23 protein-coding genes and 1 tRNA gene are annotated in these 26,402 nt (G+C 72.1%); 17 read left to right on the forward strand and 7 right to left on the reverse strand.

Annotated elements, in window-relative coordinates; all coding sequences use genetic code 11:
* The first annotated feature begins 96 nt into the window (after window positions 1-96).
* The gene (locus tag B6R96_RS21045; RefSeq protein ID WP_081523230.1) at window positions 97-2,955 is read left to right on the forward strand and encodes a penicillin acylase family protein; all 2,859 of its coding nucleotides are present in this window, start codon (window positions 97-99) and stop codon (window positions 2,953-2,955) included.
* Here B6R96_RS21045 and B6R96_RS21050 read toward each other — a convergent pair.
* Window positions 2,952-3,569: a 5-formyltetrahydrofolate cyclo-ligase gene (locus tag B6R96_RS21050; protein WP_030386238.1), complete on the reverse strand. Its 618-nt coding sequence runs from the start codon at window positions 3,567-3,569 to the stop codon at window positions 2,952-2,954. The genes B6R96_RS21045 and B6R96_RS21050 overlap by 4 nt on opposite strands.
* Window positions 3,570-3,663: 94 nt before the next feature.
* Here B6R96_RS21050 and galU point away from each other — a divergent pair, with 94 nt between their 5' ends.
* The 8 genes from galU (at window position 3,664) to B6R96_RS21090 (ending at window position 9,789) form a co-directional block, all read left to right on the forward strand.
* Window positions 3,664-4,566, forward strand: coding sequence for a UTP--glucose-1-phosphate uridylyltransferase GalU (galU, locus tag B6R96_RS21055; protein ID WP_030386237.1), 903 nt, complete (start codon window positions 3,664-3,666; stop codon window positions 4,564-4,566).
* Between the two features lie 4 nt (window positions 4,567-4,570).
* Complete coding sequence (glp, locus tag B6R96_RS21060; RefSeq protein ID WP_081523232.1) at window positions 4,571-5,914, forward strand: molybdotransferase-like divisome protein Glp; 1,344 nt, start codon at window positions 4,571-4,573, stop codon at window positions 5,912-5,914.
* A gap of 73 nt (window positions 5,915-5,987) precedes the next feature.
* Window positions 5,988-6,467, forward strand: a complete 480-nt coding sequence (gene moaC / locus B6R96_RS21065; RefSeq protein WP_081523233.1) for a cyclic pyranopterin monophosphate synthase MoaC — start codon at window positions 5,988-5,990, stop codon at window positions 6,465-6,467.
* Between the two features lie 146 nt (window positions 6,468-6,613).
* A complete protein-coding gene (locus B6R96_RS21070) occupies window positions 6,614-7,105 on the forward strand; it encodes a MogA/MoaB family molybdenum cofactor biosynthesis protein (RefSeq protein WP_030386235.1) in 492 nt (163 codons plus the stop codon).
* 17 nt (window positions 7,106-7,122) lie between these two features.
* Window positions 7,123-7,743 carry a GNAT family N-acetyltransferase gene (locus B6R96_RS21075; RefSeq protein ID WP_030386234.1) on the forward strand — a complete coding sequence of 207 codons (621 nt, stop codon included), beginning with the start codon at window positions 7,123-7,125 and terminating at the stop codon, window positions 7,741-7,743.
* 186 nt (window positions 7,744-7,929) lie between these two features.
* Entirely contained in the window at window positions 7,930-8,958 is a 1,029-nt protein-coding gene (gene sepX, locus B6R96_RS21080; protein WP_030386233.1) for a divisome protein SepX/GlpR, read from the forward strand.
* 78 nt (window positions 8,959-9,036) lie between these two features.
* A tRNA-Ala gene (locus B6R96_RS21085) sits at window positions 9,037-9,110 on the forward strand.
* A gap of 157 nt (window positions 9,111-9,267) precedes the next feature.
* Window positions 9,268-9,789, forward strand: coding sequence for a hypothetical protein (locus tag B6R96_RS21090; RefSeq protein ID WP_081523234.1), 522 nt, complete (start codon window positions 9,268-9,270; stop codon window positions 9,787-9,789).
* Window positions 9,790-9,800: 11 nt separating this feature from the next.
* Here B6R96_RS21090 and B6R96_RS21095 read toward each other — a convergent pair whose 3' ends face one another.
* From B6R96_RS21095 to B6R96_RS21105, 3 genes are all read right to left on the reverse strand, one after another.
* Window positions 9,801-10,799, reverse strand: a complete 999-nt coding sequence (locus B6R96_RS21095) for a linear amide C-N hydrolase (RefSeq protein WP_081523236.1) — start codon at window positions 10,797-10,799, stop codon at window positions 9,801-9,803.
* 142 nt (window positions 10,800-10,941) lie between these two features.
* Window positions 10,942-11,964: a LuxR C-terminal-related transcriptional regulator gene (locus tag B6R96_RS21100; protein ID WP_107475557.1), complete on the reverse strand. Its 1,023-nt coding sequence runs from the start codon at window positions 11,962-11,964 to the stop codon at window positions 10,942-10,944.
* Window positions 11,965-12,269: 305 nt separating this feature from the next.
* Window positions 12,270-12,758: a GNAT family N-acetyltransferase gene (locus B6R96_RS21105; RefSeq protein ID WP_237291476.1), complete on the reverse strand. Its 489-nt coding sequence runs from the start codon at window positions 12,756-12,758 to the stop codon at window positions 12,270-12,272.
* A gap of 38 nt (window positions 12,759-12,796) precedes the next feature.
* Here B6R96_RS21105 and B6R96_RS21110 point away from each other — a divergent pair, with 38 nt between their 5' ends.
* Window positions 12,797-13,600, forward strand: coding sequence for an exodeoxyribonuclease III (locus B6R96_RS21110; RefSeq protein WP_081523237.1), 804 nt, complete (start codon window positions 12,797-12,799; stop codon window positions 13,598-13,600).
* Here B6R96_RS21110 and B6R96_RS21115 read toward each other — a convergent pair.
* Window positions 13,582-14,289: a MerR family transcriptional regulator gene (locus tag B6R96_RS21115; protein WP_081523238.1), complete on the reverse strand. Its 708-nt coding sequence runs from the start codon at window positions 14,287-14,289 to the stop codon at window positions 13,582-13,584. The two genes, B6R96_RS21110 and B6R96_RS21115, sit on opposite strands and share 19 nt — an antisense overlap.
* A gap of 188 nt (window positions 14,290-14,477) precedes the next feature.
* On the opposite strand from B6R96_RS21115, the gene B6R96_RS21120 reads away from it, so the two are divergent.
* The 4 genes from B6R96_RS21120 to B6R96_RS37725 all read left to right on the forward strand — a co-directional run bounded on the left by B6R96_RS21120 (window position 14,478) and on the right by B6R96_RS37725 (window position 18,233).
* The gene (locus B6R96_RS21120; RefSeq protein ID WP_081525185.1) at window positions 14,478-16,154 is read left to right on the forward strand and encodes a flavin-containing monooxygenase; all 1,677 of its coding nucleotides are present in this window, start codon (window positions 14,478-14,480) and stop codon (window positions 16,152-16,154) included.
* Window positions 16,151-17,098 (forward strand): alpha/beta fold hydrolase, encoded by a 948-nt coding sequence (locus tag B6R96_RS21125; protein WP_081523240.1) that lies wholly within the window; start codon window positions 16,151-16,153, stop codon window positions 17,096-17,098. The genes B6R96_RS21120 and B6R96_RS21125 overlap by 4 nt, the downstream gene beginning before the upstream one ends.
* A complete protein-coding gene (locus B6R96_RS21130) occupies window positions 17,095-17,979 on the forward strand; it encodes an SDR family oxidoreductase (protein WP_053701853.1) in 885 nt (294 codons plus the stop codon). The genes B6R96_RS21125 and B6R96_RS21130 overlap by 4 nt, the downstream gene beginning before the upstream one ends.
* A 77-nt stretch (window positions 17,980-18,056) precedes the next feature.
* Window positions 18,057-18,233, forward strand: a complete 177-nt coding sequence (locus tag B6R96_RS37725; protein WP_203351640.1) for a hypothetical protein — start codon at window positions 18,057-18,059, stop codon at window positions 18,231-18,233.
* 75 nt (window positions 18,234-18,308) lie between these two features.
* On the opposite strand, the gene B6R96_RS21135 is transcribed toward B6R96_RS37725, so the two are convergent.
* Window positions 18,309-21,590 carry a S41 family peptidase gene (locus B6R96_RS21135; RefSeq protein WP_081523241.1) on the reverse strand — a complete coding sequence of 1,094 codons (3,282 nt, stop codon included), beginning with the start codon at window positions 21,588-21,590 and terminating at the stop codon, window positions 18,309-18,311.
* A gap of 150 nt (window positions 21,591-21,740) precedes the next feature.
* On the opposite strand from B6R96_RS21135, the gene B6R96_RS21140 reads away from it, so the two are divergent.
* Window positions 21,741-22,331 (forward strand): TetR/AcrR family transcriptional regulator, encoded by a 591-nt coding sequence (locus B6R96_RS21140; RefSeq protein WP_030386219.1) that lies wholly within the window; start codon window positions 21,741-21,743, stop codon window positions 22,329-22,331.
* Window positions 22,332-22,462: 131 nt separating this feature from the next.
* Window positions 22,463-24,661 (forward strand): MMPL family transporter, encoded by a 2,199-nt coding sequence (locus B6R96_RS21145; RefSeq protein ID WP_081523243.1) that lies wholly within the window; start codon window positions 22,463-22,465, stop codon window positions 24,659-24,661.
* Between the two features lie 113 nt (window positions 24,662-24,774).
* On the opposite strand, the gene B6R96_RS21150 is transcribed toward B6R96_RS21145, so the two are convergent.
* Window positions 24,775-25,173 (reverse strand): SsgA family sporulation/cell division regulator, encoded by a 399-nt coding sequence (locus tag B6R96_RS21150; protein WP_030386217.1) that lies wholly within the window; start codon window positions 25,171-25,173, stop codon window positions 24,775-24,777.
* 170 nt (window positions 25,174-25,343) lie between these two features.
* On the opposite strand from B6R96_RS21150, the gene B6R96_RS21155 reads away from it, so the two are divergent.
* The gene (locus B6R96_RS21155; RefSeq protein ID WP_053701855.1) at window positions 25,344-26,402 is read left to right on the forward strand and encodes an energy-coupling factor ABC transporter permease; all 1,059 of its coding nucleotides are present in this window, start codon (window positions 25,344-25,346) and stop codon (window positions 26,400-26,402) included.

Below are 26,402 nucleotides of genomic sequence, written 5' to 3' on the forward strand. Positions count from 1 at the left end.
TCGTCAGCTCCACCCCTGGCGGATCAACGAAGTCGGTCCTGCGCCTATGGTTGCTCCCAGCACTCCCAGGACCACCCTGCCCCTCTAAGGACAGCGATGCCCGCCAACGAAACCGCTCCTCCCGCCAAGAAGAAGGGACGACGCGCCCGTCTGATCGTGCTCGTCCTGGTCCTGGCTCTCGTCGCGGGCCTCGGCTACGGGGCGTACTGGAGCGTGGACGGCGTGCGCGCCTCCTTCCCCCAGACGACCGGCCAACTCAAGGTGCCGGGCCTGACCGGGACCGTCGAGGTCAAGCGTGACGCCCGAGGCATTCCCCAGCTCTATGCGGACAGTGACGACGACCTCTTCCGTGCGCAGGGCTTCGTGCACGCGCAGGACCGCTTCTGGGAGATGGACGTACGACGTCACATGACGTCCGGGCGGCTCTCCGAGATGTTCGGCTCCGGACAGGTCGAGACCGACGCCTTCCTGCGCACGCTGGGCTGGCGCCAGGTCGCGCAGGCCGAGTTCGACACCAAGCTGTCGCCCGAGACCAAGAAGTATCTGCAGGCCTACGCCGACGGGGTCAACGCGTACCTGAAGGGGAAGTCCGGCAAGGACCTCTCCGTCGAGCACGCCGCCCTCGAGCTGAGCGACGACTACCGGCCCGAGCAGTGGTCGCCGGTGGACTCGGTGGCCTGGCTCAAGGCGATGGCGTGGGACCTGCGCGGCAACATGCAGGACGAGATCGACCGCGCCCTGATGGCGACCAAGCTGTCGCAGGCGCAGATCGACGAGCTCTACCCGCCGTACCCCTTCGACCGGAACAAGCCGATCGTCGAGGGCGGCAAGGTCGACGGCGGGAAGTACACCCCGCAGGGCGGCGCCGCGGGCGGCGGCACCGGGAGCGGGACCGGGACCGGCAGCGGCAGCGGCAATGCCGTCGGGACCCAGACCGTGACCCCCACGGGCACGGGCGCCGGCACCGGCCTCGCCGACAACGCCACCGCCCAGGGCGCGACCGTGGGCCTGCGCACCCAGCTGACCGCGCTCTCCGACACCCTGGACAAGATCCCCGCGATCCTCGGCCCCAACGGCAGCGGCATCGGCTCGAACTCCTGGGTCATCTCCGGCAAGTACACGACCACCGGCAAGCCGCTGCTCGCGAACGACCCGCACCTGTCCCCGCAGCTGCCCTCGGTCTGGTACCAGATGGGCCTGCACTGCCGCACGGCCTCGGCCCAGTGCCAGTACGACGTCGCCGGCTACACCTTCTCCGGCATGCCCGGCGTGGTCATCGGCCACAACGCCGACATCGCCTGGGGCATGACCAACCTCGGCGCCGACGTCACCGACCTCTACCTGGAGCAGGTCAAGCCCGAGGGCTACGTCTACGACAACCGGGTGCTGCCCTTCACCACCCGTGAAGAGGTCATCAAGGTCGCGGGCGGCGCCAGCAAGAAGATCACCGTCCGCACCACCAACAACGGCCCGCTCGTCTCCGACCGCAGCGAGGAGCTCGGTACGGTCGGCACCCGCGCCCCCGTCGCCAGCGCCGCCCCCGACCGCGGCGACGGTTACGCCGTCGCCCTGCGCTGGACGGCGCTGGACCCGGGCAAGACCATGGACGCGGTCTTCAAGCTCAACCGCGCCAAGGACTTCCCCGCCTTCCGTGCGGCCGCCGCCGAGTTCGACGTGCCGTCGCAGAACCTGATCTACGCCGACAACAAGGGCGCCTCGGGCAACATCGGCTACCAGGCTCCGGGCCGCATCCCGGTGCGCGGCCAGGGCGACGGCCGGATGCCCACCCCGGGCTGGGACTCCAAGTACGCCTGGAAGGGCGGCAAGGACGGCAACACCGGCTACATCCCGCAGAACGAGATGCCCTGGGACTCCAACCCGTCCCGCGGCTACATCGTCACCGCCAACCAGGCCGTCGTGGAGACCGGGACCGGCGCGGGCAAGTACCCGTACCTGCTGACCACCGACTGGGGCTACGGCGCCCGCAGCCAGCGGATCAACGACCTCATCGAGGCGAAGATCAAGGACGGCGGCCGGATCTCGACCGACGACATGCGCACCATGCAGATGGACAACAGCAGCGAGATCGCCGCGCTGCTCACCCCGATGCTGTCGAAGATCGAGATCTCGGACCCGGGCGTGCGCGCCGCACAGAAGCTGCTGGACGGCTGGAACTACACCCAGGAGTCCGACTCGGCCGCCGCGGCCTACTTCAACGCGGTCTGGCGCAACATCCTCAAGCTGTCCTTCGGCGACAAGATGCCCAAGGAGCTGAGGCTCGAGGGCAGCTGCATGAACGTCCTCGGCAACGGCACCGGCCCGGCCGACGACCTCGCCAAGACGGTCCGCGAGTGCGGTACCCGTGATGCGGACTCGGCGCAGCCCGACGGGGGTGACCGCTGGTTCGAGGTGGTCCGCCGCCTGGTCAAGGACGAGAAGTCGCCGTGGTGGAGCGCACCTGCCAAGGGCCTGAACAAGCCCGCCACCACCACCCGCGACCAGCTGTTCGCGCGGGCCATGGCGGACGCCCGCTGGGAGCTGACCGCCAAGCTCGGCAAGGACCAGTCCACCTGGAGCTGGGGCCGCCTGCACCAGCTGACGCTGAAGAACCAGACCATCGGCACCGAGGGTCCCGGTTTCATGCAGTGGCTCCTCAACCGCGGCCCGTGGAACCTGGGCGGCGGCGAGGCCACGGTCAATGCGACCGGCTGGAACGCCTCCAGCGGGTACGGGGTCACGTGGGTGCCGTCGATGCGGATGGTCGTGAACCTCAACGAGCTCGACAAGTCGCGCTGGATCAACCTGACGGGTGCCTCGGGGCACGCGTACAACGCGCACTACACGGACCAGACGACGATGTGGGCCAAGGGCGAGCTGCTGGAGTGGCCCTTCGGCAAGGACGCCGTCGAGAAGGCCACGGTCGACACCCTGACCCTCACGCCCGAGGGTTCCTAGGGCCGGCTGAAGCGGCGCACCCCCGAGGGGGTCGCCACCGCCCGGACGGGGTGGTCGTGCGGTTCCTCCGGGACCCGCGCGACCACCTCGTCGTCGTAGAGGAGCACGACGAGCGCGGGATGCGCCCCGGCGCGCTCCAGCCGCTCCAGGACCCGGTCGTACGAGCCGCCGCCGCGGCCCAGCCGCATGCCGCGGCCGTCCACCGCGAGCCCGGGCAGCAGCACGGCGTCCGCCCCGGTGACCGCGTCCGGCCCGAGCGCGGGTCCGGTCGGCTCCAACAGCCGCATCTTCCCCGGGTGGGCGGCCTCGGCGAGGCTGCCCGGGCCTTCGTACGCCGCCCAGTCGAGGTCGTTGTCGGGCAGCAGCAGGGGGAGCAGCACCCGCTTGCCGGCCGCGCGCAGGGCGTCCAGGAGCTCCCGGGTGCCGGGCTCGGTGCCGATCGAGACGTACGCGGCCACCGTGCGGGCATCGGCCAGTTCGGGCAGTTCGAAGGCCCTGACGGCGAGCGCGGTGGCCGCCGTACGGCAGTCCTCGGGGGACAAGGCGCGGCGCGCGGCGAGCAGTTCTCGGCGCAGCCCGGCCTTGGCGGAGACGGTGTGCGGGTTCTCGGCCACGAGGAAATCAAATATCCTTCCGAATCGGTCCATACCAGCATCTACCTGCTGCGATCTCGTCTGGCGTTCGACAGAAGCCACTATCGTTCGGGGCATGACTATGTTGCACCCCGTGATCAAGAAGGCCGTGATTCCGGCCGCTGGCCTCGGCACTCGCTTCCTCCCGGCGACCAAGGCGACCCCGAAGGAAATGCTCCCGGTTGTGGACAAGCCGGCCATCCAGTACGTGGTGGAGGAGGCCGTGGGAGCCGGGCTCGACGATGTGCTCATGATCACTGGGCGTAACAAGCGTGCCCTGGAAGACCACTTCGACCGGAACTACGAGCTGGAGTCGGCCCTCATCGCCAAGGGCGACGACGACCGCCTGAAGAAGGTTCAGGAATCCAGCGACCTGGCCACCATGCACTACGTCCGCCAGGGCGACCCGCGGGGCCTGGGCCACGCGGTGCTGTGCGCCGAGCCGCACGTCGGCCGCGAGCCCTTCGCCGTCCTGCTCGGTGACGACCTCATCGACCCGCGCGACCCGCTGCTGCGGCAGATGGCCGACATCTACGCCCGCACCGGCGGCACCGTCATCGCGCTCATGGAGGTCGACCCGGCCAACGTCCACCTCTACGGCTGCGCCGCCGTCGAGGCCACGGACGAGGAGGACGTGGTCCGCATCACCGGCCTCGTCGAGAAGCCGGACCCCCAGGACGCCCCCAGCAATTACGCGGTTATTGGACGCTACGTCCTCAACCCCGCGATCTTCGACATACTGCGGGAGACCGAGCCGGGCCGCGGTGGGGAGATCCAGCTCACCGACGCCCTGCAGAAGCTGGCCGCCGACGAGACCGTCGGCGGTCCGGTGCACGGCGTGGTCTTCCGGGGCCGTCGCTACGACACCGGGGACCGCGGCGACTACCTGCGGGCCATCGTCCGCCTCGCGTGCGAGCGTGAGGACCTGGGCCCCGAGTTCCGCACCTGGCTTCACCGTTACGTCACGGAGGAGATGTAGCACCTTGAGCAGTTCCGCACCGCAGGACACCGGCCACCGTCTGTGGTCCGTGGACGAGCACCTCGCGGACGTCCTCTCGGCCGTCCGGCCGTTGGAGCCCATCGAGCTCCAACTGCTGGACGCCCAGGGCTGTGTCCTGGTCGAGGACGTGACCGTGCCCGTCGCCCTCCCGCCCTTCGACAACAGCTCCATGGACGGCTACGCCGTCCGTACGGCCGACGTCCAGGGTGCGAGCGAGGAGTTCCCCGCGGTGCTGACGGTCGTCGGGGACGTCGCGGCGGGCAGCGGTGAGCTGCCCACCGTGGGCCCCGGCGAGGCTGCCCGGATCATGACCGGCGCCCCGCTGCCGCCCGGCGCGGAAGCCGTCGTACCGGTCGAGTGGACCGACGGCGGCACGGGCGGCGGCGCGGCCGCCGGGATGACCCCGGCCAGCGCCGCCCCCGAGCACGCGAGCGGCGAGGTGCGGGTGCACCGCGCCGCCGAGGCGCGCGAGCACGTCCGCGCGCGCGGCAGCGACGTACAGGCCGGCGACCTGGCGCTCGCCGCCGGCACGGTCCTCGGGCCGCCGCAGATCGCCCTGCTGGCCGCCATCGGGCGCGGCACCGTCCGGGTGAGGCCCCGCCCCCGCGTGGTGGTCCTGTCCACCGGCAGCGAGCTGGTCCAGCCCGGCGAGGCCCTCACCGCGGGCACCATCTACGACTCCAACAGCTTCGCGCTGGCCGCGGCCGCGCGGGACGCCGGCGCCATCGCCTACCGGGTCGGCGCCGTCGCGGACGACGCCGACACCCTGCGCTCCACCATCGAGGACCAGCTGATCCGGGCCGACCTGCTGGTCACCACGGGCGGGGTCAGCGTCGGCGCGTACGACGTGGTCAAGGAAGCGCTGTCGTCCGTCGGGCAGTCCGAGGAGGGCGAGGACGTCGACGGCGGCGGGATCGACTTCCGCAAGCTCGCCATGCAGCCCGGCAAGCCGCAGGGCTTCGGCTCGATCGGCCCGGACCACACCCCGCTGCTGGCACTGCCCGGCAACCCGGTGTCCTCCTACGTCTCCTTCGAGCTGTTCGTGCGCCCCGCGATCCGCGCCCTGATGGGGCTGCCGGAGTCCGAGGTGCGGCGGCCGAGCGTGCGCGCGGTGCTGTCGGCCGACAAGGCCCTCGGCTCCCCGGCCGGCCGCCGCCAGTTCCTGCGCGGCAAGTACGACGCGCAGAGCGGGACGGTCGGCCCGGTCGGCGGATCGGGCTCCCACCTGATCGCCGCGCTGGCGCACGCCGACTGCCTGATGGTCGTACCGGAGGACGTCACCTCGGTGGAACCCGGGAGCGAGCTGGAAGTGATCCTGCTCGGCTGAAGCGGCGCCGGTGCGGGTAGCGTGTGTCGCACCACACAGGCTCCTCGCGGGCCCAGAGCGGAGCGGCGCAGCAATGAGTACCGAGAGCAGGCTCACCCACATCGACGAGGCCGGCGCGGCCCGGATGGTCGACGTGTCCGGGAAGGACGTCACCACCCGGACGGCGCGGGCCAGCGGACGCGTACTCGTCGCGCCGCGGGTGATCGAGCTGCTGCGCGGCGAGGGTGTGCCCAAGGGGGACGCCCTCGCCACCGCGCGGATCGCCGGGATCATGGGCGCGAAGAAGACGCCCGACCTGATCCCGCTGTGCCACCCGCTGGCGGTCTCGGGCGTCACGGTCGATCTGCGGGTCGCCGACGACGCCGTCGAGATCCTCGCCACCGTGAAGACCACCGACCGCACGGGCGTCGAGATGGAGGCGCTGACCGCCGTCGCGGTCGCCGGCCTCACCGTGATCGACATGGTGAAGGCGGTCGACAAGGGCGCCGTCATCACGGACGTCCGGGTGGAGGAGAAGACCGGCGGCAAGTCCGGCGACTGGGCACGCTCGTGAACGCCCCGCGCGGCGGCGAGGTGCACAGCCACAGCCACGGCCCCGGCCACGGTGACAGCCACGGCGACAGCTCCAGCCATAGGCCCGGCCCCGGCGATGACGCTGTTGCCGGGGCGGCGGCCCCCGTTCAGCCGCTCGGCCGGGCCCTGGTCGTGACGGCCTCGAACCGGGCCTCGCAGGGCGTGTACGCGGACAAGGGCGGCCCCCTGCTCGCGCAGGCCCTGGAGCAGCTCGGCTTCACGGTGGACGGCCCGCGGGTCGTCCCGGACGGCGACCCGGTGGAGCAGGCGCTGCGCGAGGGCGTGGCCGCCGGGTACGACGTCATCCTGACCACCGGCGGGACCGGAATCTCGCCGACCGACCGCACCCCGGACGCCACCGCGCGCGTGCTGGACTACGAGATCCCGGGCATCCCGCAGGCCATCCGTGCCGAGGGCCTGGCGAAGGTGCCGACCGCGGCCCTGTCCCGGGGCCTCGCGGGCGTGGCCGGGCACACCCTGATCGTCAACCTCCCCGGCTCGACGGGCGGGGTGCGCGACGGCCTCGCCGTCCTGTCCCGCGTCCTGCCGCACGCGGTCGACCAGATCAGGGGCGGCGACCACCCCAGACCGGCGGCGCCCTCCGGGAGCACGCTCTGAACGGCCCGACCTGGCCGGTGGTCCTGGCGGACGGCGACGTCACGCTCCGGCCGATAAAGCTGCGGGACCAGAAGGCCTGGCGCGAGGTCAACCGGCGCAACCGCGACTGGCTCCGGCCGTGGGAGGCCACGATCCCGCCGCCCGCACCGTGGGGGCCGGTGATCCAGCGGCCCACGTACCGCCAGATGGTCCGCCATCTGCGGGCGGAGGCGAACGCGGGCCGGATGCTGCCCTTCGTCATCGAGTACCAGGGCCGTCTGGTGGGCCAGCTGACGGTCGCCGGGATCACCTGGGGCTCGATGTGCGCGGGCCACATCGGCTACTGGGTGGACCGCGAGGTGGCGGGCCGCGGCGTGATGCCGACGGCGGTCGCGCTGGCCGTGGACCACTGCTTCGGGAAGGTCGGCCTGCACCGGATCGAGGTGTGCATCCGCCCCGAGAACCTGCCGAGCCGGCGGGTCGTGGAGAAGCTGGGCCTGCGCGAGGAGGGGCTGCGTCCGCGGTACCTGCACATCGACGGCGCCTGGCGCGACCACCTCGTCTACGCGGTCACGGTGGAGGAGGTTCCGGAGGGGCTGCTGCGCCGCTGGCACCGGGCGCGGCACGCGCAGTCCCCGCCGAAGGCTCCGCCGAAATAGGGGACGGCCGATCCGTGCCGAGCAGCGATAAGCGAATATCTGTTCGAATTAATGGCCTCGGGTAACCGATTCGCCCATAACCTGATCCGAAGAATCACAAAAAAAGTCCGTGATATCAGCGAGATCGCGCGACACACCGGCCCAATTGGCCGATCCCCTCGGCTGCACCCCTCTACGGTGTGAGGTGTGAGCAGCAGCGGCCTCATCTACGCAGTCATTGTCGGGGCCTGGGCCGCCTACTTGGTGCCCATGTGGCTCCGGAGGCAGGACGAGCTGAACGAAGCCCGTCCGACGGAACGCTTCTCCACTGCCATTCGGCTGCTTTCCGGCCGGGCGGGAATGGAGCGCCGTTACGCCAAGGGGCTGCGTGAGCGCGGTGACGAGCAGGCGGAGCCCCAGCCCCACGCGGACCCGGACGCCGCGACGGAGAAGGTTGATTCCGTCGACGCCGACGCCCGGGCCTTTGTCGTGCCCCCGACCCGGGCGGAGCCGAGACCGGCCACCGCCGAACGGGAGCAGCGCGCGGAGCGGGCCCGGCGCGAACAGCGCCTCCAGGTCCTCGCGCGCCGCCGGCGCACGACCGCGCTCCTCTTCCTCGTCTTCACCCTCGGCGCCGTCGTCGCCGCGGTCGGCGGCCTGCGCTACCTGTGGGCGCCCGCCGTGCCGGCCCTCCTGCTGAGCACGTACATCGTGCACCTGCGGGTACAGGAGCGGCGGCGCTACGAGTTCACGATGGACCGGCGTCGCGCCGAGGCGGCCGCGCGGCAGCTGCGGGAGAACCGCCCCAGCCGCCGTGAGCCCGAGGCGGCGTCCGGCGGCGAACCGGACCCTGCGCCACCGGTGTCCCCGCAGGAGGCCGGGCGGCGCGCGCTGGTCGAGCAGACCGACCACGCCGAGTGGGTGGACCAGCAGCGCGAGCGCGAACGCGGCCCCGCCCGCGGTGACAGCTGGGAGCCGGTCCCGGTCCCGCTGCCGACGTACGTGACGGCCCCGGTGGCCCCCCGCGCCACGGGTCCCGCGGCCCCGGACGCCTGGAGCGCGACCCGCTCCAGCACGGCCGAACCGACGGAACCCCGCCTGCGCGCCCAGCCCGGCCCCCCGAAGCCGGACCCGAAGCCCCAGACCACCCCGCGCCCCCGCGGCCAGGGCAAGGGCCGCACCCCGCTGTTCGACCAGTACGAGGGCGAGGACCGCCCGCGCGCCGCGAACGAGTGATCGGTGACCTGCGCGGACGCTCCGGGATATCGGTTTTGGAGCACCCGCGCGGGGATGCTAATGTTTCACACGTCGCAAGGGCCTGTGGCGCAGTCTGGTAGCGCACCTCGTTCGCATCGAGGGGGTCTGGGGTTCAAATCCCCACAGGTCCACAGACGACAGTTCGCGAGTAGCTCTCGTGAACGTCACGAGATCCCGCCCGGTGGAAAGACCGGGCGGGATCTCGGCGTTTGCGGGGTGGGTCGGGGGCAGAACATCCAACTCCCCGGGCAGAGCGGACAACTCCCGCCCGCGTCGTAGGCTCGGGCCATGCCGACCGACGACAGCCCGCAGATCACCGCCAAGCAGTGGCAGGACTGCACGGACGTGTACGACTTCCTCGAGCAGGTGCGCCTCCGGCCCGGCATGTGGCTGCCGGGCCACTCGCTCAGTCATCTGGAGGCGCTCCTCGTCGGCTACCGCGTCGCGCTGGGCGTGCACGCGATTGACGAACCCTTCGACTTCTGGCCCGAAGAGGGATTCACGCGATGGCTTCACGAGCGTCGCGGGGCGACCAGTTCCCTCAGCTGGGCCGCCGAGATCGAACGCACCACGCCTGCGGACTCCACCCCGGTCGAGGAGTTCTTCCGACTGCTGGACGACTACCGTCGTGACGCCGCCTCGAAGCCGGCGCCGAGCACATCGAAGGCCCGCTTCCCCGGCATCGAGTACATGGGCGCGATGCCCGTCCTGTGGAACAGCGACGAATGGCTGGACGCCGACCGCCGGGGCGCAGCAGCCGATCCTCGGCACGAGTGGCCCAGGGAGACCGGCGTTGGCGGGGGTCGTTGAGCCGGGTGGGGTCAGAACGGTGCGGGTGACGGGGTGAAGCGGGACGAGACGTTGCCGGCGAGGTCGATGTCGTCGGGGTCCAGGGTCATGGCCGGGGCGCCGGGGGAGAGGTCGAAGCGGTCGAGTTCGGCCCACAGGAGGTTCGGGCTCGTGGACAGTTCGAAGCAGTACCGCTTGTTGGTGAGGTCGCAGACGGTGCGGTACTCGGTGTTGTAGGTCCGGAAGCGCCCCTCGCGGTACGGCGCGCCGAAGGGCACCGAGGCGTTGCGGGTCACCGCCAGGATGGCGGCGACCGCCTGCCGGTCGTCCGCGGGCTCGGGCAGCAGGGCGCCGAAGTAGGCGGCGCGCTGGAAGCGGTCGACCGCGTTGACGTTCCCGGGCAGCGGGACTTCGCTGCCGGGCCCGTCGTGGCCGAGCTCCTTGACCCTGCGCACCTGCTCCCGCAGCAGGTGCAGCTGTTCGTCGTAGGGGGGCTCGTTCGTCATGATCGTGTAGCTGCGGTCGTGGTGGACCCGGCGCTCGCCCGCGATGTACTCGATGATCGCGGAGTCTCCCGAGGCGTCCTCCAGCGCCACGTGCACCGTGGCCCGGAAGCCGTGCATCTCGACCGGCACCAGCTGGCAGGCGTCGAGCAGGAACAGCGCCTCCCGCACGGTCGCGGCGCCGTCCAGCAGGTACTGGATCCACAGGGCGATCTGGAGGCCCGGCGTGCCGGGGTCGCGGGGGCCGGGGTCGGTGCTGTCCAGGTACAGCATGTGGGCGCCGAGACCGGCCTCGTTGAGGCCGTCGGCCGTTCCGGCGCCGTAGACGGTCGTCACGAGGCTGGCGAACCTGCTCGTCCACCGCAGGGGGTTGTCCCCGACGACGGTGGCACCCGCGAGCGTGCCGCCGTCCCGCTCCTGCCCCCGGGGCAGGACGGTCAGGACCGGCTCCGTCGACTCCGGCCAGTCCATCGTCCGGCCGGTGAGAACCGCGTGGTCGCCGGTGTTCCACAGGATGCGCGTGCACATGGGGCAGTCCCTCTCCGCGTGAGCCGCACGCATCATCCCCGGTGACGGCCGCGGGAGAGGGTGCCCGCCGCCCGGTCGGGGCCGCAAGAACCTGATCGGCCCTGACCGCACCGCGTTCTGGGGGCTGCGTCGAGCCGCTTCGTCAGGCGTCGGTCGAGGGGCCGCCGTCGAGGAAGCCGCTCCGGGCGATGAGGTACGCGAGCTGTGCGCGGCTGCGGCTGCCGAAGAGGTCGGCGGCCCAGCGCATGTGGTGGGAGACGCTGCGCGTGCTCATGCCGACGCGGGCGGCGATCGCCTCGTCGGTGTGGCCGTTGACCATGTGCCGCAGGATCGTGCGGCGGACGTCGTCGGTGAGCGCGGCCGGCAGCCGTCCTCCGGAGACGTCCCGCAGCGGTACGGCCCGCTGCCAGGCGTGCTCGAAGATGCCGACCAGGTAGCGGACGACCCCCGGATGCTCGATGGCCAGCGCCAGCTCGCTGCGCCGTGCCCCCGGGTCGGGGACGAAGGCGATCCTGCGGTCGCAGACGATCAGCCGGTCGAAGACCTCGTCCAGGGTGCGGATCTCGCCGCCCGCCCGGGAGATCTGCTCCACGTAGGCGAGCGTGGGCGGGTGGGAGCGGACGGTGTGCTGGTAGACCGTCCGCTGCCGGACACCGCGGTGCAGGGCGGCCAGGTCGTTCACCAGCGCCGCGTCGAGAACCTCCTGCGGGCGCGGGCCGTCCGGCTGGACGGTCAGCAGTTCCTCCTGGCAGGAGCCGACGGCCGCGGAGATCGTCGCGTTGATGGTGCCGGCGCCGTGCACGGTGCGGACCGCGTGCGTGTCCCCCTGGTGGTAGCTGTCCAGGTAGACCTCCTGGGCGCGGGCGATCGAGGTGCGGACGGCCGCCAGGGCTTTGCGCTTCTCCTCGATGGCCTGTTCCAGGTGGTCCGTGCGTGCGCCGGCCGCGAGCCGGGGCGGGATGGCGGCGAAGGTGCCGTCGGGCAGCCGCCGTACGAGTCCCAGGTCGAGCAGGCACGGCGGGCACGGTCCGGCGGGGGGCCGGCCCTGGAGGGAGTCCGCGTAGTACTGGAGTCCTTCGGGGCAGATCTCGCTCTCGCGGCCCTCGCCCTCGCCCTCGCCCTCCGTGATCGGGTCCGTTTCGCCTATGTCCGTTCCCTTACACATATGTCCACCCTGCTGGATCTCGCATTGCACGATCATCCTGCCTGCTCACCGCTGACTTCAGGCCCGCGGCGCCGCATGATCTCGACAGGGGGACATACGGGGAGCCGCAGCCGCTGATGGAGCCCGTACGGGGAGCAGGGGCGCGGGGACGGACCCTCGGCGATGCCCCGGTCGGCCGGCCCGCCACGGGGGTGCGGGTACTGGATCCGACCCGGGTCGTCGCCGGGGGCGCTGCCCCCGGACCCCCGCGCCTCAAACGCCGGCGGGGCTGGATGGGGCCCGGCGGGGCTGGAGAGGGGGCCGGGTCAAAGGGGCTTCGTCATGCAGCGGCTGGAGTCGTGGTGGCGGTAGTGGCCGAACTTCGCCGACAGGGTGTAGCCCGAGGAGAGGTAGAGGGCTATCGCCTCCGGCTGCTGGTCGCCGGTTTCGAGGACCATGCGCCGGCGGCCCGCCGCGCGGGCGTCGTCCTCCAGGGTGGCCAGGATGCGGCGGGCCAGGCCCAGGCCGCGGGCCTCGGGGACGACGTACATGCGCTTGACTTCCGCGTCGCCGTCCGCGTAGCCCTCGTCGTTCTCGTCCTGGCTGCGCCAGCCGCCGCTGGCCACCGCGGTGCCCGTGGCGTCGTAGGCCAGCAGGTAGCGGCCCTGCGGCGGGACGAACATCGCCGGGTCCAGGAAGGTGGCGTCGCCCTCACCGTCGTACCGCTCCTGGTACTCCAGCTGGACCTGGTCGTTGAGTTTGACCGCGTCCGGGTGGTCGTACGGCACGGTGCGGAGGTCTATCCGGTGAGACATTCGAATATCGTACGGAACCATCCCGCTATGGTGCTGGGATGCTCACTGTGACCTCCGTGAATGTGAATGGGATCCGCGCCGCTGCCAAGAAGGGCTTCGGGGCCTGGCTCGGCGGATCCGACGCCGATGTGGTCTGCCTGCAAGAGGTGCGGGCCGAGGAGGGGCAGATTCCGGAGGAGGTCCGGACCCCCGAAGGCTGGCACACCGTCTTCGCGCCGGCCGCCGTCAAGGGGCGGGCCGGGGTCGCGCTCTACACGCGGCGCGCGCCCGAGCGGGTGCAGGTCGGATTCGGCAGTGCGGAGTTCGACGGCAGCGGGCGGTACCTGGAGATCGATCTGCCCGGTGTGACCGTGGCCAGCCTCTACCTGCCCTCGGGCGAGGCGGGGACGGAGAAGCAGGACGAGAAGTACCGGTTCATGGGGGAGTTCCTGACGTACCTGGCGGCGCTGAAGGAGCGGGCCGCCGCCGACGGCCGCGAGGTCGTCGTGTGCGGTGACTGGAACATCTGCCACCAGGAGGCCGACCTCAAGAACTGGAAGACGAACCGCAAGAACGCGGGCTTCCTCCCCGAGGAGCGGGAGTGGCTCGGCAAGGTGTACGCGGAGGCGGGCTACGTCGACGTGATGCGGGAGCTGCACCCCGACACCGAGGGGCCGTACTCCTGGTGGTCCTACCGCGGGCGGGCCTTCGACAACGACGCCGGCTGGCGGATCGACCTCCAGGTGGCGACCCCGGGGCTGGCGGCGAAGGCCGTGAAGGCCTTCGTGGAGCGGGCCGAGACGCACCCCGAGCGCTGGTCCGACCATGCGCCGGTGACCGTCGTCTACGAGCTGGGCGTCTGACCGGAGTCCGTGCCGGAGTCCGTGCCGGAGGCCAGCAGGCGGTCCATCGCCATCGTCAGCTCGGCCTCGACCACGCTCTTCGCCAGCGGGCGCAGCCGGGTGAGCGCGTCCGGTGAGATGTGGGCCGATATGAGCTCGGTGAAGAGCAGGGCCATCGCGTCCGCGTGCTCGCGGACGCGGCGGCCGGTCTCCAGGACCGCCGCCAGGGGGACGCCCTCGCGGACCAGGGCCGAGGAGACGTCCAGCAGGCGGCGGCTGACGTGCACGATCGCGTCGCCGTCGACGGCGAGGTAGCCGAGGTCCAGGGAGGCCGCCAGGTTCTCCGGGGTGACCTCGCCCTCGAAGTAGTCGGCGAGCGCCTCCGGGGTGAGCCGGACCGGGGTCTCCTCGGACCAGCCGATGCCGAGCAGCTCACCGAGCTGGCTCACGTCGCGGCCGTTCTCGAAGGCGGCGGTGAGCTCGGCGATGCCGCCGAGGGTGTGACCGCGTTCCAGCAGGGCGGCGATGGTGCGCAGCCGGGCCAGGTGGTGGTCGTCGTACCAGGCGATGCGTCCCTCGCGGCGGGGCGGTGGGAGCAGTTTGCGCTCCCGGTAGAAGCGCAGGGTGCGGACCGGGATGCCGGCCGCTTCGGCCAGTTCCTCCGTGCGGTACTCGCGCACCGTCTTCGCTTGCGTCTCTTCCTTCGCCACAGACGCACCCTATGGCGTACCGGCAGTAACTTTCCGGGTCCGCCCCCTACCCATGAGTACGGAGCTGCTCTACCCTCCCGATTGTGCCAGTGATTGCTGGCAGTGTTTCGATGGTGTGTGCGTGGCGGCGTTGCGTGGCTGAGACTGCGGATGAGCGGAAGGCGGCGGGCATGGGCGGCATGGGCGGCATGGGCGGGCGCGAGGGGCGCGAGCACGTACGAGTGGCGGTGATCGGGTCCGGATTCGGCGGACTCGGGGCCGCCGTGCGGCTGCGGCGCGAGGGGATCACGGACTTCGTCGTCCTCGAACGCGCCGACTCGGTCGGGGGGACCTGGCGGGACAACAGCTATCCGGGATGCGCCTGCGACGTCCCGTCGCACCTGTACTCCTTCTCCTTCGCGCCGAATCCGGACTGGCCGCGGACCTTCTCCGGGCAGCCCGCCATCCGGGCGTACCTGGAGCACGTCGCGGACACCTTCGGGCTGCGCCCGCACATCCGGCTCGATTCCGAGGTCCTGATGATGCGCTGGGACGCGGACGAGCTGCGCTGGGAGATCGAGACCGCGCAGGGCGGGCTGACCGCCGACGTGGTGGTCTCGGCGACCGGTCCGCTGTCCGAGCCGAAGCTGCCCGAGGTGCCGGGACTCGCCGGGTTCCCCGGCAAGGTCTTCCACTCCGCGCGCTGGGACCACGACTACGACCTCACCGGCAAGCGCGTCGCCATGATCGGTACGGGAGCCTCCGCGATCCAGATCGTGCCGGCCATCGCGCCCGACGTGGAGCGCCTGACCCTCTTCCAGCGGACCCCGCCGTGGGTGATGCCGCGCACCGACCGGGCGATCTCCGCGGTGGAGCGCTGGCTGCACCGGCAGCTGCCCTTCACCCGGGCCGCGCGCCGGGGGCTGCTGTGGGGCCTGCGGGAGCTCCAGGTGAGTGCCTTCACCAAGCGGCCGAACCAGCTCGGACTCGTCGAGGCGCTCGCCAAGGCCAACATGGCCCGGTCGATCAAGGACCCGGAGCTGCGCGCCAGGCTGACGCCCTCCTACCGGATCGGCTGCAAGCGGATCCTGCTCTCCAGCGAGTACTACCCGGCGCTGGCGCGGCCGGACGTGGACCTGGTCGCCTCCGGGCTGAAGGAGGTCCGGGGCTCGGTCCTGGTCGCCGCCGACGGGACCGAGGCCGAGGTCGACGCGATCATCTTCGGTACGGGCTTCCACGTCACGGACATGCCGATCGCCGACCGGGTGGTGGGCGCGGAGGGCAGGACCCTCGCGGAGGAGTGGAAGGACGGGATGCAGTCGCTGCGCGGGGCGACCGCGGCCGGCTTCCCCAACTGGATGACGATCATCGGCCCGAACACGGGGCTCGGGAACAGCTCGATGATCCTCATGATCGAGTCGCAGCTGAACTACATGGCCGACTACCTGCGCCAGCTGGGCATGCTGGGCGGGAAGGTCGCGCTCGCCGCGCGCCCCTCGGCCGTGCACCGGTGGAACCGGCAGGTGCAGGCCCGGATGGAGCGGACGGTGTGGAACACCGGCGGCTGCACCAGCTGGTACCTGGACGCGAACGGCCGCAACACCACCGTCTGGCCCGGTACGACGGGCGAGTTCCGCCGCGAGACGCGCAGCGTCGACCTGGCGGAGTACGAGGTCGTACGCGCCCGGGAGCGCGAGCGGGTCCCGGCTGTCGCCCAGGCTGTCGGCGCGGCTGTCGTCGCGGCCGCCGCCGAGCCGAAGCCGCGTCGCTCCCGCGGGGGCTCCGCGGCCGCCGCGGCGCCGTCGCCGGCGGCGTCGCCCCCGGACTCCCGCGCCTCCCGCACCTCGAACGCCGACGGGGCCCAGGCGGCGGAGGGCGTCGCGTGAGGCGCCCGCCGCACGTCGTCTCCGGCGCCTACGCCCCGCCCGCCGCGCGGCGCGAGCTCGTCGCCGTCTCCGCCGACGGGGCCCGGCTGCACGTCGAGGTCCACGGGGAGGAGGGCGCGCCGGCCGTGGTGCTGGCCCACGGCTGGACCTGTTCCACCGCCTTCTGGGCCGCGCAGATACGGGCCCTGGCGGCCACCCACCGGGTCGTCGCCTACGACCAGCGCGGGCACGGGCGCAGCCCCGCCGCCCGCACGCACAGCACCACCGCCCTCGCCGACGACCTGGTGGCGGTCCTGGAGGCCGCCCTCGCCCCGGGGGAGCGCGCGGTCGTCGCCGGGCACTCCATGGGCGGCATGACGATCATGGCGGCCGCGGCCCGGCCGGAGTTCACCGAGCACGCCGCGGCCGCGCTGCTGTGCAGCACCGGCAGCTCCCGGCTGGTCGACGAGGCGCAGGTGCTGCCGGTGCGCGCCGGGCGCGCCCGGACCCGTGTCACCGGCGCGGTCCTCGGCGCCCGCGCCCCCCTGGGGCCGGTCACGCCCGTCGCCCGGAAGATCCTGAAGTACGCCACCATGGGCCCCGGTTCCGCGCCCGACAAGGTCGAGGCGTGCGCCCGTATCGTCCACGCCTGCCCCACCGGGGTGCGCCACGCGTGGTCCCAGGTGCTGGCCGGGCTGGACCTCGACGCGGACGTGGCCCGCCTCGCCGTGCCCACCGCCGTCATCGGCGGCACCGCCGACCGGCTCACCCCGATCGTGCACGCCCGCGCCCTGGCCGCCACACTGCCGAACTGCGTGGGCCTGACCGAGCTCACCGGCATGGGGCACATGACCCCCATCGAGGCACCCGAGGCCGTCACCGGCGCCCTGCGCGAGCTGGCCGAGCTGTACCTCGACACCACCGGAACCGGGCTCGACACCACCGAGAAGGAGAAGACACCGTGAGCGCTCGCAGGAGTCTGGAAGGCCAGGTCGCCGTCGTCACCGGTGCCGCCCGGGGGGTCGGCGAGCTGCTTGCGCGCAAGCTGTCGGCCCGCGGGGCGAAGGTCGCCCTCGTCGGTCTGGAGCCGGAGGCCCTCAAGGAGGTCTCCGAGCGGCTGCACACCGACAGCGACCACTGGTACGCCGACGTCACCGATCACGCGGCCATGGCCCGGGTCGCCGAGGAGGTCAAGCAGCGCTTCGGCAAGGTGGACCTCGTCGTCGCCAATGCGGGCGTGGCCGCCGGCGGGCCGTTCGTCGACTCGGACCCGGACGCCTGGCGCCGGGTGATCGAGGTCAACCTGGTCGGCGGGGCCGTCACCGCCCGCGCCTTCCTGCCCGTACTGATGGAGAGCCGCGGCTACTTCCTCCAGATCGCCTCGCTCGCCGCGATCACCCCGGCGCCGATGATGACCGCCTACTGCGCCTCCAAGTCCGGGGTCGAGGCCTTCGCGCACTGCCTGCGCGCGGAGGTCGCACACAAGGGGGTGAAGGTCGGGGTCGGTTACCTCTCCTGGACCGACACGGACATGGTGCGCGGGGCCGACCAGGACGAGGTCATGCGGGAGTTGCGGCAGCGGCTGCCGTGGCCGTCGAACCGTACGTACCCGCTGGGGCCGGCCGTCGACCGGATCGTCGCGGGCATCGAGCGGCGCTCGCCGCACGTGTACGCGCAGTGGTGGCTGCGCGGCATGCAGGGGCTGCGCGGCTATCTGCCCGGCATGATCGCCACGGTCGGGCAGCGCGAGATGAGGCACTTCGAGCCGCGCCTGGGCCAGGTGTCCAAGGGGCTCGTCGGGGCCGGCGGGGCCGCCGACGAGAAGGAGCGCACACAGAGTCACTGATCGAAATGCGCGCTGTGTCCGCCCGTGCAAGTCTGGTCGAGGCCCCACCCCCCGACACCCCTCATGGAGTGAACAGCATGGGTATCAAGGACCAGTTCCAGGACAAGGCGCAGGAGCTCGAGGAGAAGGCGCGGCAGGCGCAGAAGCCCGGCAGGGGAGCGCAGGGCGAGCGGGCCGCGCGCGCTCCGCAGCCGAAGGACTCGCCGCAGCGGTCGTTCGACGACATCCAGGACGAGCTCGACGACCGGACCTGATGGCCCGAACCCGTACGCAGCGCCGAGGGGCGCGATCCCGGTCGTTCTGGGATCGCGCCCCTCCCGCATGGGAACTCACTGCCTCGGCGGCAGCTTCGGACGGCGCCGGTCCGGTACGTCCGTGTAGCCGGGCGGCACCGCGGCCGGGTCCTGTTCCAGCAGCTCCAGCGCCAGGTGCACGGCGTCGTCGAGTTGGGCGTGGCGGCCCTCCGCCCAGTCGAGCGGAGTGCGCTGGATCTCCAGGTCCGGCTCCACGCCGTGGTTCTCCACCGACCAGCCGTACTCCGGGAACCAGGCGGCATTCATCGGCACCGTGATCACCGTGCCGTCCCCGAGGGTGTGCCGGCCGGTCATGCCGACCACCCCGCCCCAGGTGCGCAGGCCCACCACCGGGCCCAGGCCCAGCAGTTTGAAGGCCGCCGTGATCATGTCCCCGTCCGAGGAGGTCGCCTCGTCGGCCAGCGCCACGATCGGACCGCGGGGCGCGTTGGAGGCGTAACTGACCGGCTGGGCGTTGCGGGTCAGGTCCCAGCCGAGGATGGAACGGGTCAGCTTCTCGACCACCAGCTCGCTGATGTGCCCGCCCGCGTTGCCGCGTACGTCCACGATCAGCGCCGGCCGGGACATCTCCATCCGCAGGTCGCGGTTGAACTGCGCCCAGCCCGAGCCGCCCATGTCGGGGATGTGGAGGTAGCCGCACCGGCCGCCGCTGATCTCCCGGACCGCCTCGCGCCGCTTGGACACCCAGTCCTGGTAGCGCAGCGGCCGCTCGTCGATCAGCGGCACGATGGCGACCCGGCGGGCCCGGCCCTCGCCCGCCGCGGGCTGGAAGGTCAGCTCCACGGTGGTCCCGCCCGCCGCCGCGAGCAGCGGGTAGGGCCCGGCGACCGGGTCCACCGGCCGCCCGTCGACGTGGGTGAGCACCGCGCCCTCCCGGATGCCGGTGCCGGCCAGCGGGGAGCGGGCCTTGGAGTCCGAGGACTCGCCGGGCAGGATCCGGCTGACCACCCATTCCCCGTCCCGGGGGAAGAGGTTGGCGCCGAGCAGGCCGATCGCCCGCTGGTAGTGCGGGGGGCCCTCGTTGCGGCGCGCGGGGGAGACGTAGGCGTGCGAGGTGCCGAGTTCGCCGAGGACCTCGCGCAGCAGGTCGGCGAACTCGTCGGGCGAGGCGACCCGTTCGACCAGGGGGCGGTACTGGGCGAGCACCCCGTCCCAGTCGATGCCGCACATCTTCGGCTCCCAGAAGTACGCGCGGGTGATCCGCCCGGCCTCCTCGTAGGCCTGGCGCCACTCGGCCGCCGGGTCCACCTCGTGCAGGATGCGCCGCAGGTCCAGGTAGACGGTCGAGTCGCTGTCGCCCGACTCGGTGGCCGGGACCGCGCGCAGGTCGCCGTCGTCATTGATGACGAGCCGGGTGCCGTCGCCGCTGATCGCGAACCAGTCCAGCCCCGAGGCCAGTTCGGTCTTGCGGGCCTTGGTGAGGTCGAAGTGCTCCAGCGTCGGCTTGCCGCTGATGTCGGCCGGGTTGGCGAAGGTCTCGCCGAGCGCGCCCGAGATCGGCCAGCGCAGCCACACCAGCCCGCCGCCGTGCACCGGGTACAGGGCCGAGTACTTGGACGCGGTCACCGGGAACGGCGTGACCCGGCTCTCCAGCCCCTCCACCTCCACGGTGACGGCTCCGTCGCCCTCGCCCGAGTCGCCCTCGGCCAGGTCGAGGCCGCCGGCGGCCGGTCGTCCCTCGGCGGAGAGCGCGAAGGGGGACGGGGTCGCGGAGGACAGCGGCACCAGGTACGGGCGGCAGCCCAGCGGGAAGGAGAGGTCGCCGGTGTGCACGTCGTAGACCGGGTCGAAGCCGCGCCACGACAGGAAGGCGAGGTAGCGCCCGTCCCGGGTGAAGACCGGGTTCTCGTCCTCGAAGCGGCCGTTGGTGACGTCCACGATGACGCGGGCGCCGGGGCCGGAGATCCGGGCCATCTTGATCTGCCGCAGTGACCGGCCGATGCCCGGGTGCGACCAGGTCAGCCAGGCTCCGTCGGGGGAGAAGGCCAGGTCGGTGACGGGGCCGTTGATGGAGGCGATCAGCTCGGTGACCTCGCCGTTGGACTCCTCGGTGGCATCGATGAGCAGCAGCCGGCCGTCGTTGGAGGCGATGGCGAGCCGCTCGCCGTCCGGGTCCGCGAGCAGTTCGGTGACCCGCCCCAACTGGCCGGAGGCCAGCCGGCGCGGCTCGCGCTCGCCGGAGGCCCGCGGCAGGTAGGCGATCTCGATCGCGTCCTCGCCCTCGGCGTCGGTGATGTAGGCGACCTGCCCGCCGCTGCCGAGCATCTCCGGCAGCCGCACCCGTACGCCCGGGGTGTCGGCGATCGTCCGGGCCGGGCCGTCGCGGTGGGTCAGCCAGTAGAGGCTGCCGCGCACCACGACGGCGCTGGCGCGCCCGGTGGTGTCCACGGAGAGCGAGTCGACGTGGCTGGCGGCGGGCACCTGGTAGGGGCGGCGGCCCGCGCGCGGGCCGGCGAGGCGGACGTCGAGCCTGCGCGGGACGGCGTCCGGGTCCAGGGACTCGACGAGCCACAGGTCGCCGGCGCACTGGTAGACGATGCGGGAGCCGTCGCTGGAGGCGTGCCGGGCGTAGAACTCCTCGTGATCGGTGTGGCGGCGCAGATCGGTGCCGTCGGGCAGGCAGGAGTACAGGTTGCCGATGCCCTCGTGGTCGGAGAGGAAGGCGATCCGGCCGGCCACGAACATCGGGGAGTCGAGGTGCCCCTCGATGTCCTCCAGCAGCCGCTGCCCGTGCAGCCACAGCCGGCCGGTGGCGCCGCCGCGGTAGCGCTTCCAGGCGGCGGGTTCGTGCGGGGGCTTGCCGGTGAGCAGCAGGGAGTGCCGCTCGCCCTCCTCGGTGCAGCGCACCTGGATGTCGGAGACGGGCCCCCAGGGCAGGCGGCCGCCGGGGCTGCCGTCGGTCGGGAGGGTGTAGGCCCAGGCGAAGTAGGAGAAGGGCTGGCTGTGCGAGGACACGGCCAGGATGTCGCTGCGGCCGTCCTCGTCGGGCGGGGTCCAGCCGCAGACGCGGGTGTCGAGGGCGCCCCAGTAGCTGAGCTGCCGGGCGGGGCCGCCGTCGACGGGGGCGAGGTGGATCTCGGGATCGAGGCTGCGCCAGCTGGTGAAGGCGATGTGCTTGCCGTCGGGGGAGAAGCGCGGGTGGCCGACCCGGGTCCGGTCGACGGTGATGCGCCAGGCGCGCCCGGGCGTCCGCCCGTCGGGGACCAGCGGGGCGACCCAGAGGTCGTCCTCGGTGGTGAAGCAGAGAAGGTCGTCGTGCAGGTGCGGGAACCGGAGGTACGCGACGTCGTGACTCACCCCCCAATGCTTTCCGCGCAGGGGGGCCATGGCAACTCGTACAGGTGATCCATGCCACCCCCTCGAGCGAAACGGAACGGTTTCGTTTCGCTTGGAGTGGGGGTATCGTCTTAAGCGTACGGAACAGTTTCGATCGGGCGGGAGACGGAGATGACCGAGGCGATGGCGGCTCGGCGCAGCCGGATCACCCCCGAACGGCAGGCCGAACTGCACGAGGCGGTCCTCGACCTCCTGCGTGACGTCGGCTACGAGGCGCTGACCATGGACGCGGTCGCCGCCCGTACGAAGTCCAGCAAGGCCACCCTCTACCGCCAGTGGGGGAGCAAGCCGGAACTGGTCGCCAAGGCCCTGCGGTGCACGCAGCCGGTCTCGCTGCGCGAGATCGACACGGGCACCCTGCGCGGGGACTTCGCGCGCATGGTCGAGCACTCCGACGACGCGCAGATGGCCAAGGACACCGCGCTGATGCGGGGTCTGGCCCATGCCGTCCACGAGAGCCCGGAGTTGCACAAGGCCCTGCGCGACCTGCTGGTCGACCCGGAGATCAACGGTCTCCAGGCGATGCTGCAACGCGCGGTGGACCGGGGCGAGATCCGCCCGGACTGTCCCGCGCTCGACTTCGTACCGCACATGCTCATCGGGGCGTTCATCGCGCTCCCGCTGATCGAGGACCGCCCGGTGGACCGGGCCTTCCTCGGTGACTTCATCGACGCCGTGGTCTTCCCCGCCCTCGGCGTCTGATCCTCGCCCCTCCCCGTCCCCGGCACCGCCCCATCGCTGCTCCTGACACGCCGCTCTCGTCGTCGGGCCGGCTCTTCACGCCCTGATCCGCACCGGATCCATCCCACGACCTGAACGGGAGAACCACCGACGTGGCTACCTTCCTCTACCGACTCGGCAGGGGCGCCTTCCGGCGCCGCGGCCTCGTCGCCCTCCTCTGGGTGGCGTTGCTGTTCGCCGCCGGCTTCGGCGCCGCCTCGGCGGCCGCACCCACCTCCGGCTCGTTCTCGATACCCGGCACGGAGGCCCAGAAGGCCTTCGACCTGCTGGACAAGCGCTTCCCGGGCATGGCCGCCGACGGCGCCACCGCCCGCATCGTCATCAAGGCCCCCGAGGGCGCCAAGGTCACCGACCCCGGCCCCAAGGCCGAGGTCCAGAAGATCGTCACGGGGCTGAAGACCGGACCGGGCGCGGCCGAGATCTCCTCCGTCGCCGACCCGTACGAGGCCCAGGCCGTGAGCCAGGACGGCTCCACCGCCTACATCAGCGCCAAGTACAGCGTCAGCGGCATGGAGCTGAAGGACGCCACCCGTGACGCGCTCAAGGACTCGGGCGAGGGCGCCAAGGCCGCCGGGCTGAACGTCCAGATCGGCGGTGACGCGCTGATGGCCGCCCCCGAGACGGGCTCCGGCGAGATCATCGGCATCGCGGTCGCCGCGATCGTCCTCGTCATCACCTTCGGCTCGCTGATCGCGGCCGGTCTGCCGCTGCTGACCGCGCTGATCGGCGTGGGCATCGGCGTCTCCTCCATCACCGCGCTCGCCAACGTGCTGGACCTCGGCAACACCACCGCCACCCTCGCGACGATGATCGGCCTCGCGGTCGGCATCGACTACGCCCTCTTCATCGTCTCCCGCTACCGCGTGGAGCTCGCCGAGGGCCGCGAGCGCGACGAGGCCGCGGGCCGTGCCGTCGGCACCGCCGGCTCCGCCGTCGTCTTCGCCGGTCTGACCGTCGTCATCGCCCTGGTGGGCCTGGCCGTCGTCAACATCCCGATGCTGACCAAGATGGGCTTCGCCGCCGCGGGCACCGTGGTCATCGCCGTGCTCGTCGCGCTGACCCTGGTCCCGGCCATCCTCGCCTTCGCGGGCAAGAAGGTGCTGCCGGCGGGCAAGAAGAGCCGCCTGTTCGGCAAGGGCAAGCCGGCGGGAGCCGAGAAGAAGGCCAACGGCGGCACCCGCTGGGCCCGCTTCGTCCTGCGCCGCCCGGTCATGGTGCTGCTGGCCGGTGTGATCGGTCTCGGCGTCATCGCCATCCCGGCGAGCAAGCTGGAGATGGGCCTGCCGGACGACGGCGCCCAGCCGGTCTCCACCACCCAGCGCCAGGCGTACGACCTGCTGTCCGACGGCTTCGGCCCGGGCTTCAACGGCCCGCTGATGGTGGTCGTGGACGGCAACAAGGCCCTGGCCGACTCCACCGCCGACCGGATCAAGGGTCTGGACGGGGTCGTCGCGGTCACCCCGCCGACCCTCAACGAGGCCGGCGACGCCGCGGTGATCACCGTGATCCCGAAGGACCGCCCCTCCTCCGCGCACACCGAGGAACTGGTCCACGAGATCCGCGACGGCAGTGGTGACGACGTCCTCGTCACCGGCGCCACCGCGATGAACATCGACTTCTCGCAGAAGATGAACGACGCGCTGCTGCCCTACCTGGCGCTCGTCGTCGGCCTCGCCTTCCTGCTGCTGATGCTGGTCTTCCGCTCGGTCCTGGTCCCGCTCAAGGCGGCCCTCGGCTTCCTGCTCTCGGTCGTCGCCGCGCTCGGCGCCGTCGTCGCGGTCTTCCAGTGGGGCTGGCTCGGCTCGGTCTTCGGAGTGGAGCAGACCGGTCCGATCATGTCGATGATGCCGATCTTCATGGTGGGTGTCGTCTTCGGTCTGGCCATGGACTACGAGGTCTTCCTCGTCACCCGGATGCGTGAGGCGTACGTCCACGGCGAGCGCCCGGGCCAGGCCGTGGTCACCGGCTTCCAGTACAGCGCGCGGGTCGTCGTGGCCGCCGCCGTCATCATGATCGCGGTGTTCGCGGGCTTCATCGGGGCCAGCGAGCAGATGGTCAAGATGATCGGCTTCGGTCTGGCCGTCGCCGTCTTCTTCGACGCCTTCGTGGTCCGCATGGCCATCGTCCCGGCGGTGCTCGCCCTGCTCGGACACAAGGCCTGGTGGCTGCCGAAGTGGCTGGACCGACTGCTGCCGAACGTGGACGTGGAGGGCGAGAGCCTGCGCAAGCACCTGGAGTCCACGCAGTCCCCGCACGGCCCGGACAAGGACCGCGAGCTGGTCGACGCCTGACCCCGCCCGCCCGCACGAACCGCCCGACCCCGTCGGCCCCGCACCTGCCGACAGGACAGCCCGGCCCCGTACCGCCCGATCATCGGGGGGTACGGGGCCGGGCCCGGTTGCGCCTAACGGGTGGCGGCCGCGGCGGGGGCGTACGTGCGCCGCAGGAACCGGCGCAGCGCGGCGATGTCGAACTGCACCACGGCGACGCCCTCGGGGGAGTGGAACTCGACGACGGCCTGGACGCGGCCGCAGGGCCAGATCCGTACGTCCCCGGTCCCGGTCGGGGCCTGGAGACCCGCCTCCAGGAGGGCCAGGGGGAAGACCCACTCGTTGTCGGTGCCCTCGGGGGACAGGCCCGCCGGGAAGACGATCCGTACGGCCAGCGGCTCGGCGACGGCGAAGCGCAGCGCGACCGGGATGGTCCGGTAGAGGGGGTCGTCCGTGATGACGCGGGCACGGACCCGCTCCTCGACGTGGCTCGCGGTGGCGGTCGCTGGTGGATTCTCGGCGGTGGCTGACATCGACAAGACTCCTCGAAATCAGAACATTTGCGTCTATTTGTCCTGTCCAGCCTCGCACATTCCCACGAAAGCGCGCGGGTCTCTTTGTGATGCGCCCGCTCTTGCCAACGGTTTGCAACTGGGCACTATGGTTGAACAGCTAAAGACTGCGTAAGAAGCGGAGCCATTCCATGCATGTGCCCGACGGATTCATCAACGCACCCGTCTCGGTGGCCGCCGGAGTGGTCGCCGCCGCCGCGGTGGCCGTCAGCCTCCGCGGCGCCCGCCGCGAACTCGACGAGCGGACCGCCCCGCTCGCCGGCCTCGTCGCCGCCTTCATCTTCGCCGTCCAGATGCTGAACTTCCCGGTCGCCGCGGGCACCAGCGGCCACCTCCTGGGCGGGGCGCTCGCCGCGATACTCGTCGGCCCCTACACCGGCGTGCTGTGCGTGTCCGTCGTCCTGCTCATGCAGGGCATCCTCTTCGCCGACGGCGGGCTGACCGCCCTCGGCGTGAACGTCACCGTCATGGGCGTCGTCACCGTCGTCGTCGCCTACGCGATCTTCCGCGGGCTGCTCGGGATCCTGCCGCCCACCCGCCGCTCGGTGACCGCCGCCGCCTTCGTCGGCGCCCTGCTCTCGGTGCCCGCCGCGGCCGCCGCCTTCACCGCCGTCTACGCCATCGGCGGCACCACCGACGTGCCCATCGGCAAGGTGATCACCGCCATGGTCGGCGTGCACCTCCTCATCGGCATCGGCGAGGCCGCCATCACCGCCGCGACCGTCGGCGCCGTGATCGCCGTACGTCCCGACCTGGTGCACGGAGCCCGCGGGCTGACCGCGCCGCTGAAGCTGCGCGTCGACGGCGAGCTCGTCGACGCGCCCGCCGCGGCCGCCGCGCCCACGACCGCGGGCGCCGGTTCGACGAAGAAGGTGTGGGTGACCGGCCTGGTCACCGCCCTCGTGCTCGCCGGGTTCGTCTCCTTCTACGCCTCCGCCAACCCCGACGGCCTGGAGAAGGTCGCCGCGGACAAGGGGATCGACGAGAAGGTCGAGGAACACGCCGCAGCGGACTCCCCGCTCGCCGACTACAGCGTCAAGGACGTCGACGACGCCCGCCTGTCCGGCGGCCTCGCCGGGGTCATCGGCGTCGGCGTGACCGTCGTCGCCGGTACCGGGATCTTCTGGACCGTGCGCCGCCGCCGGTCGCAGGACCTCACCGCCACCGCCACCTCCGTCTCGGCGGGCTGA

This window comes from Streptomyces sp. Sge12 (genome assembly GCF_002080455.1).
Lineage (GTDB): Bacteria > Actinomycetota > Actinomycetes > Streptomycetales > Streptomycetaceae > Streptomyces.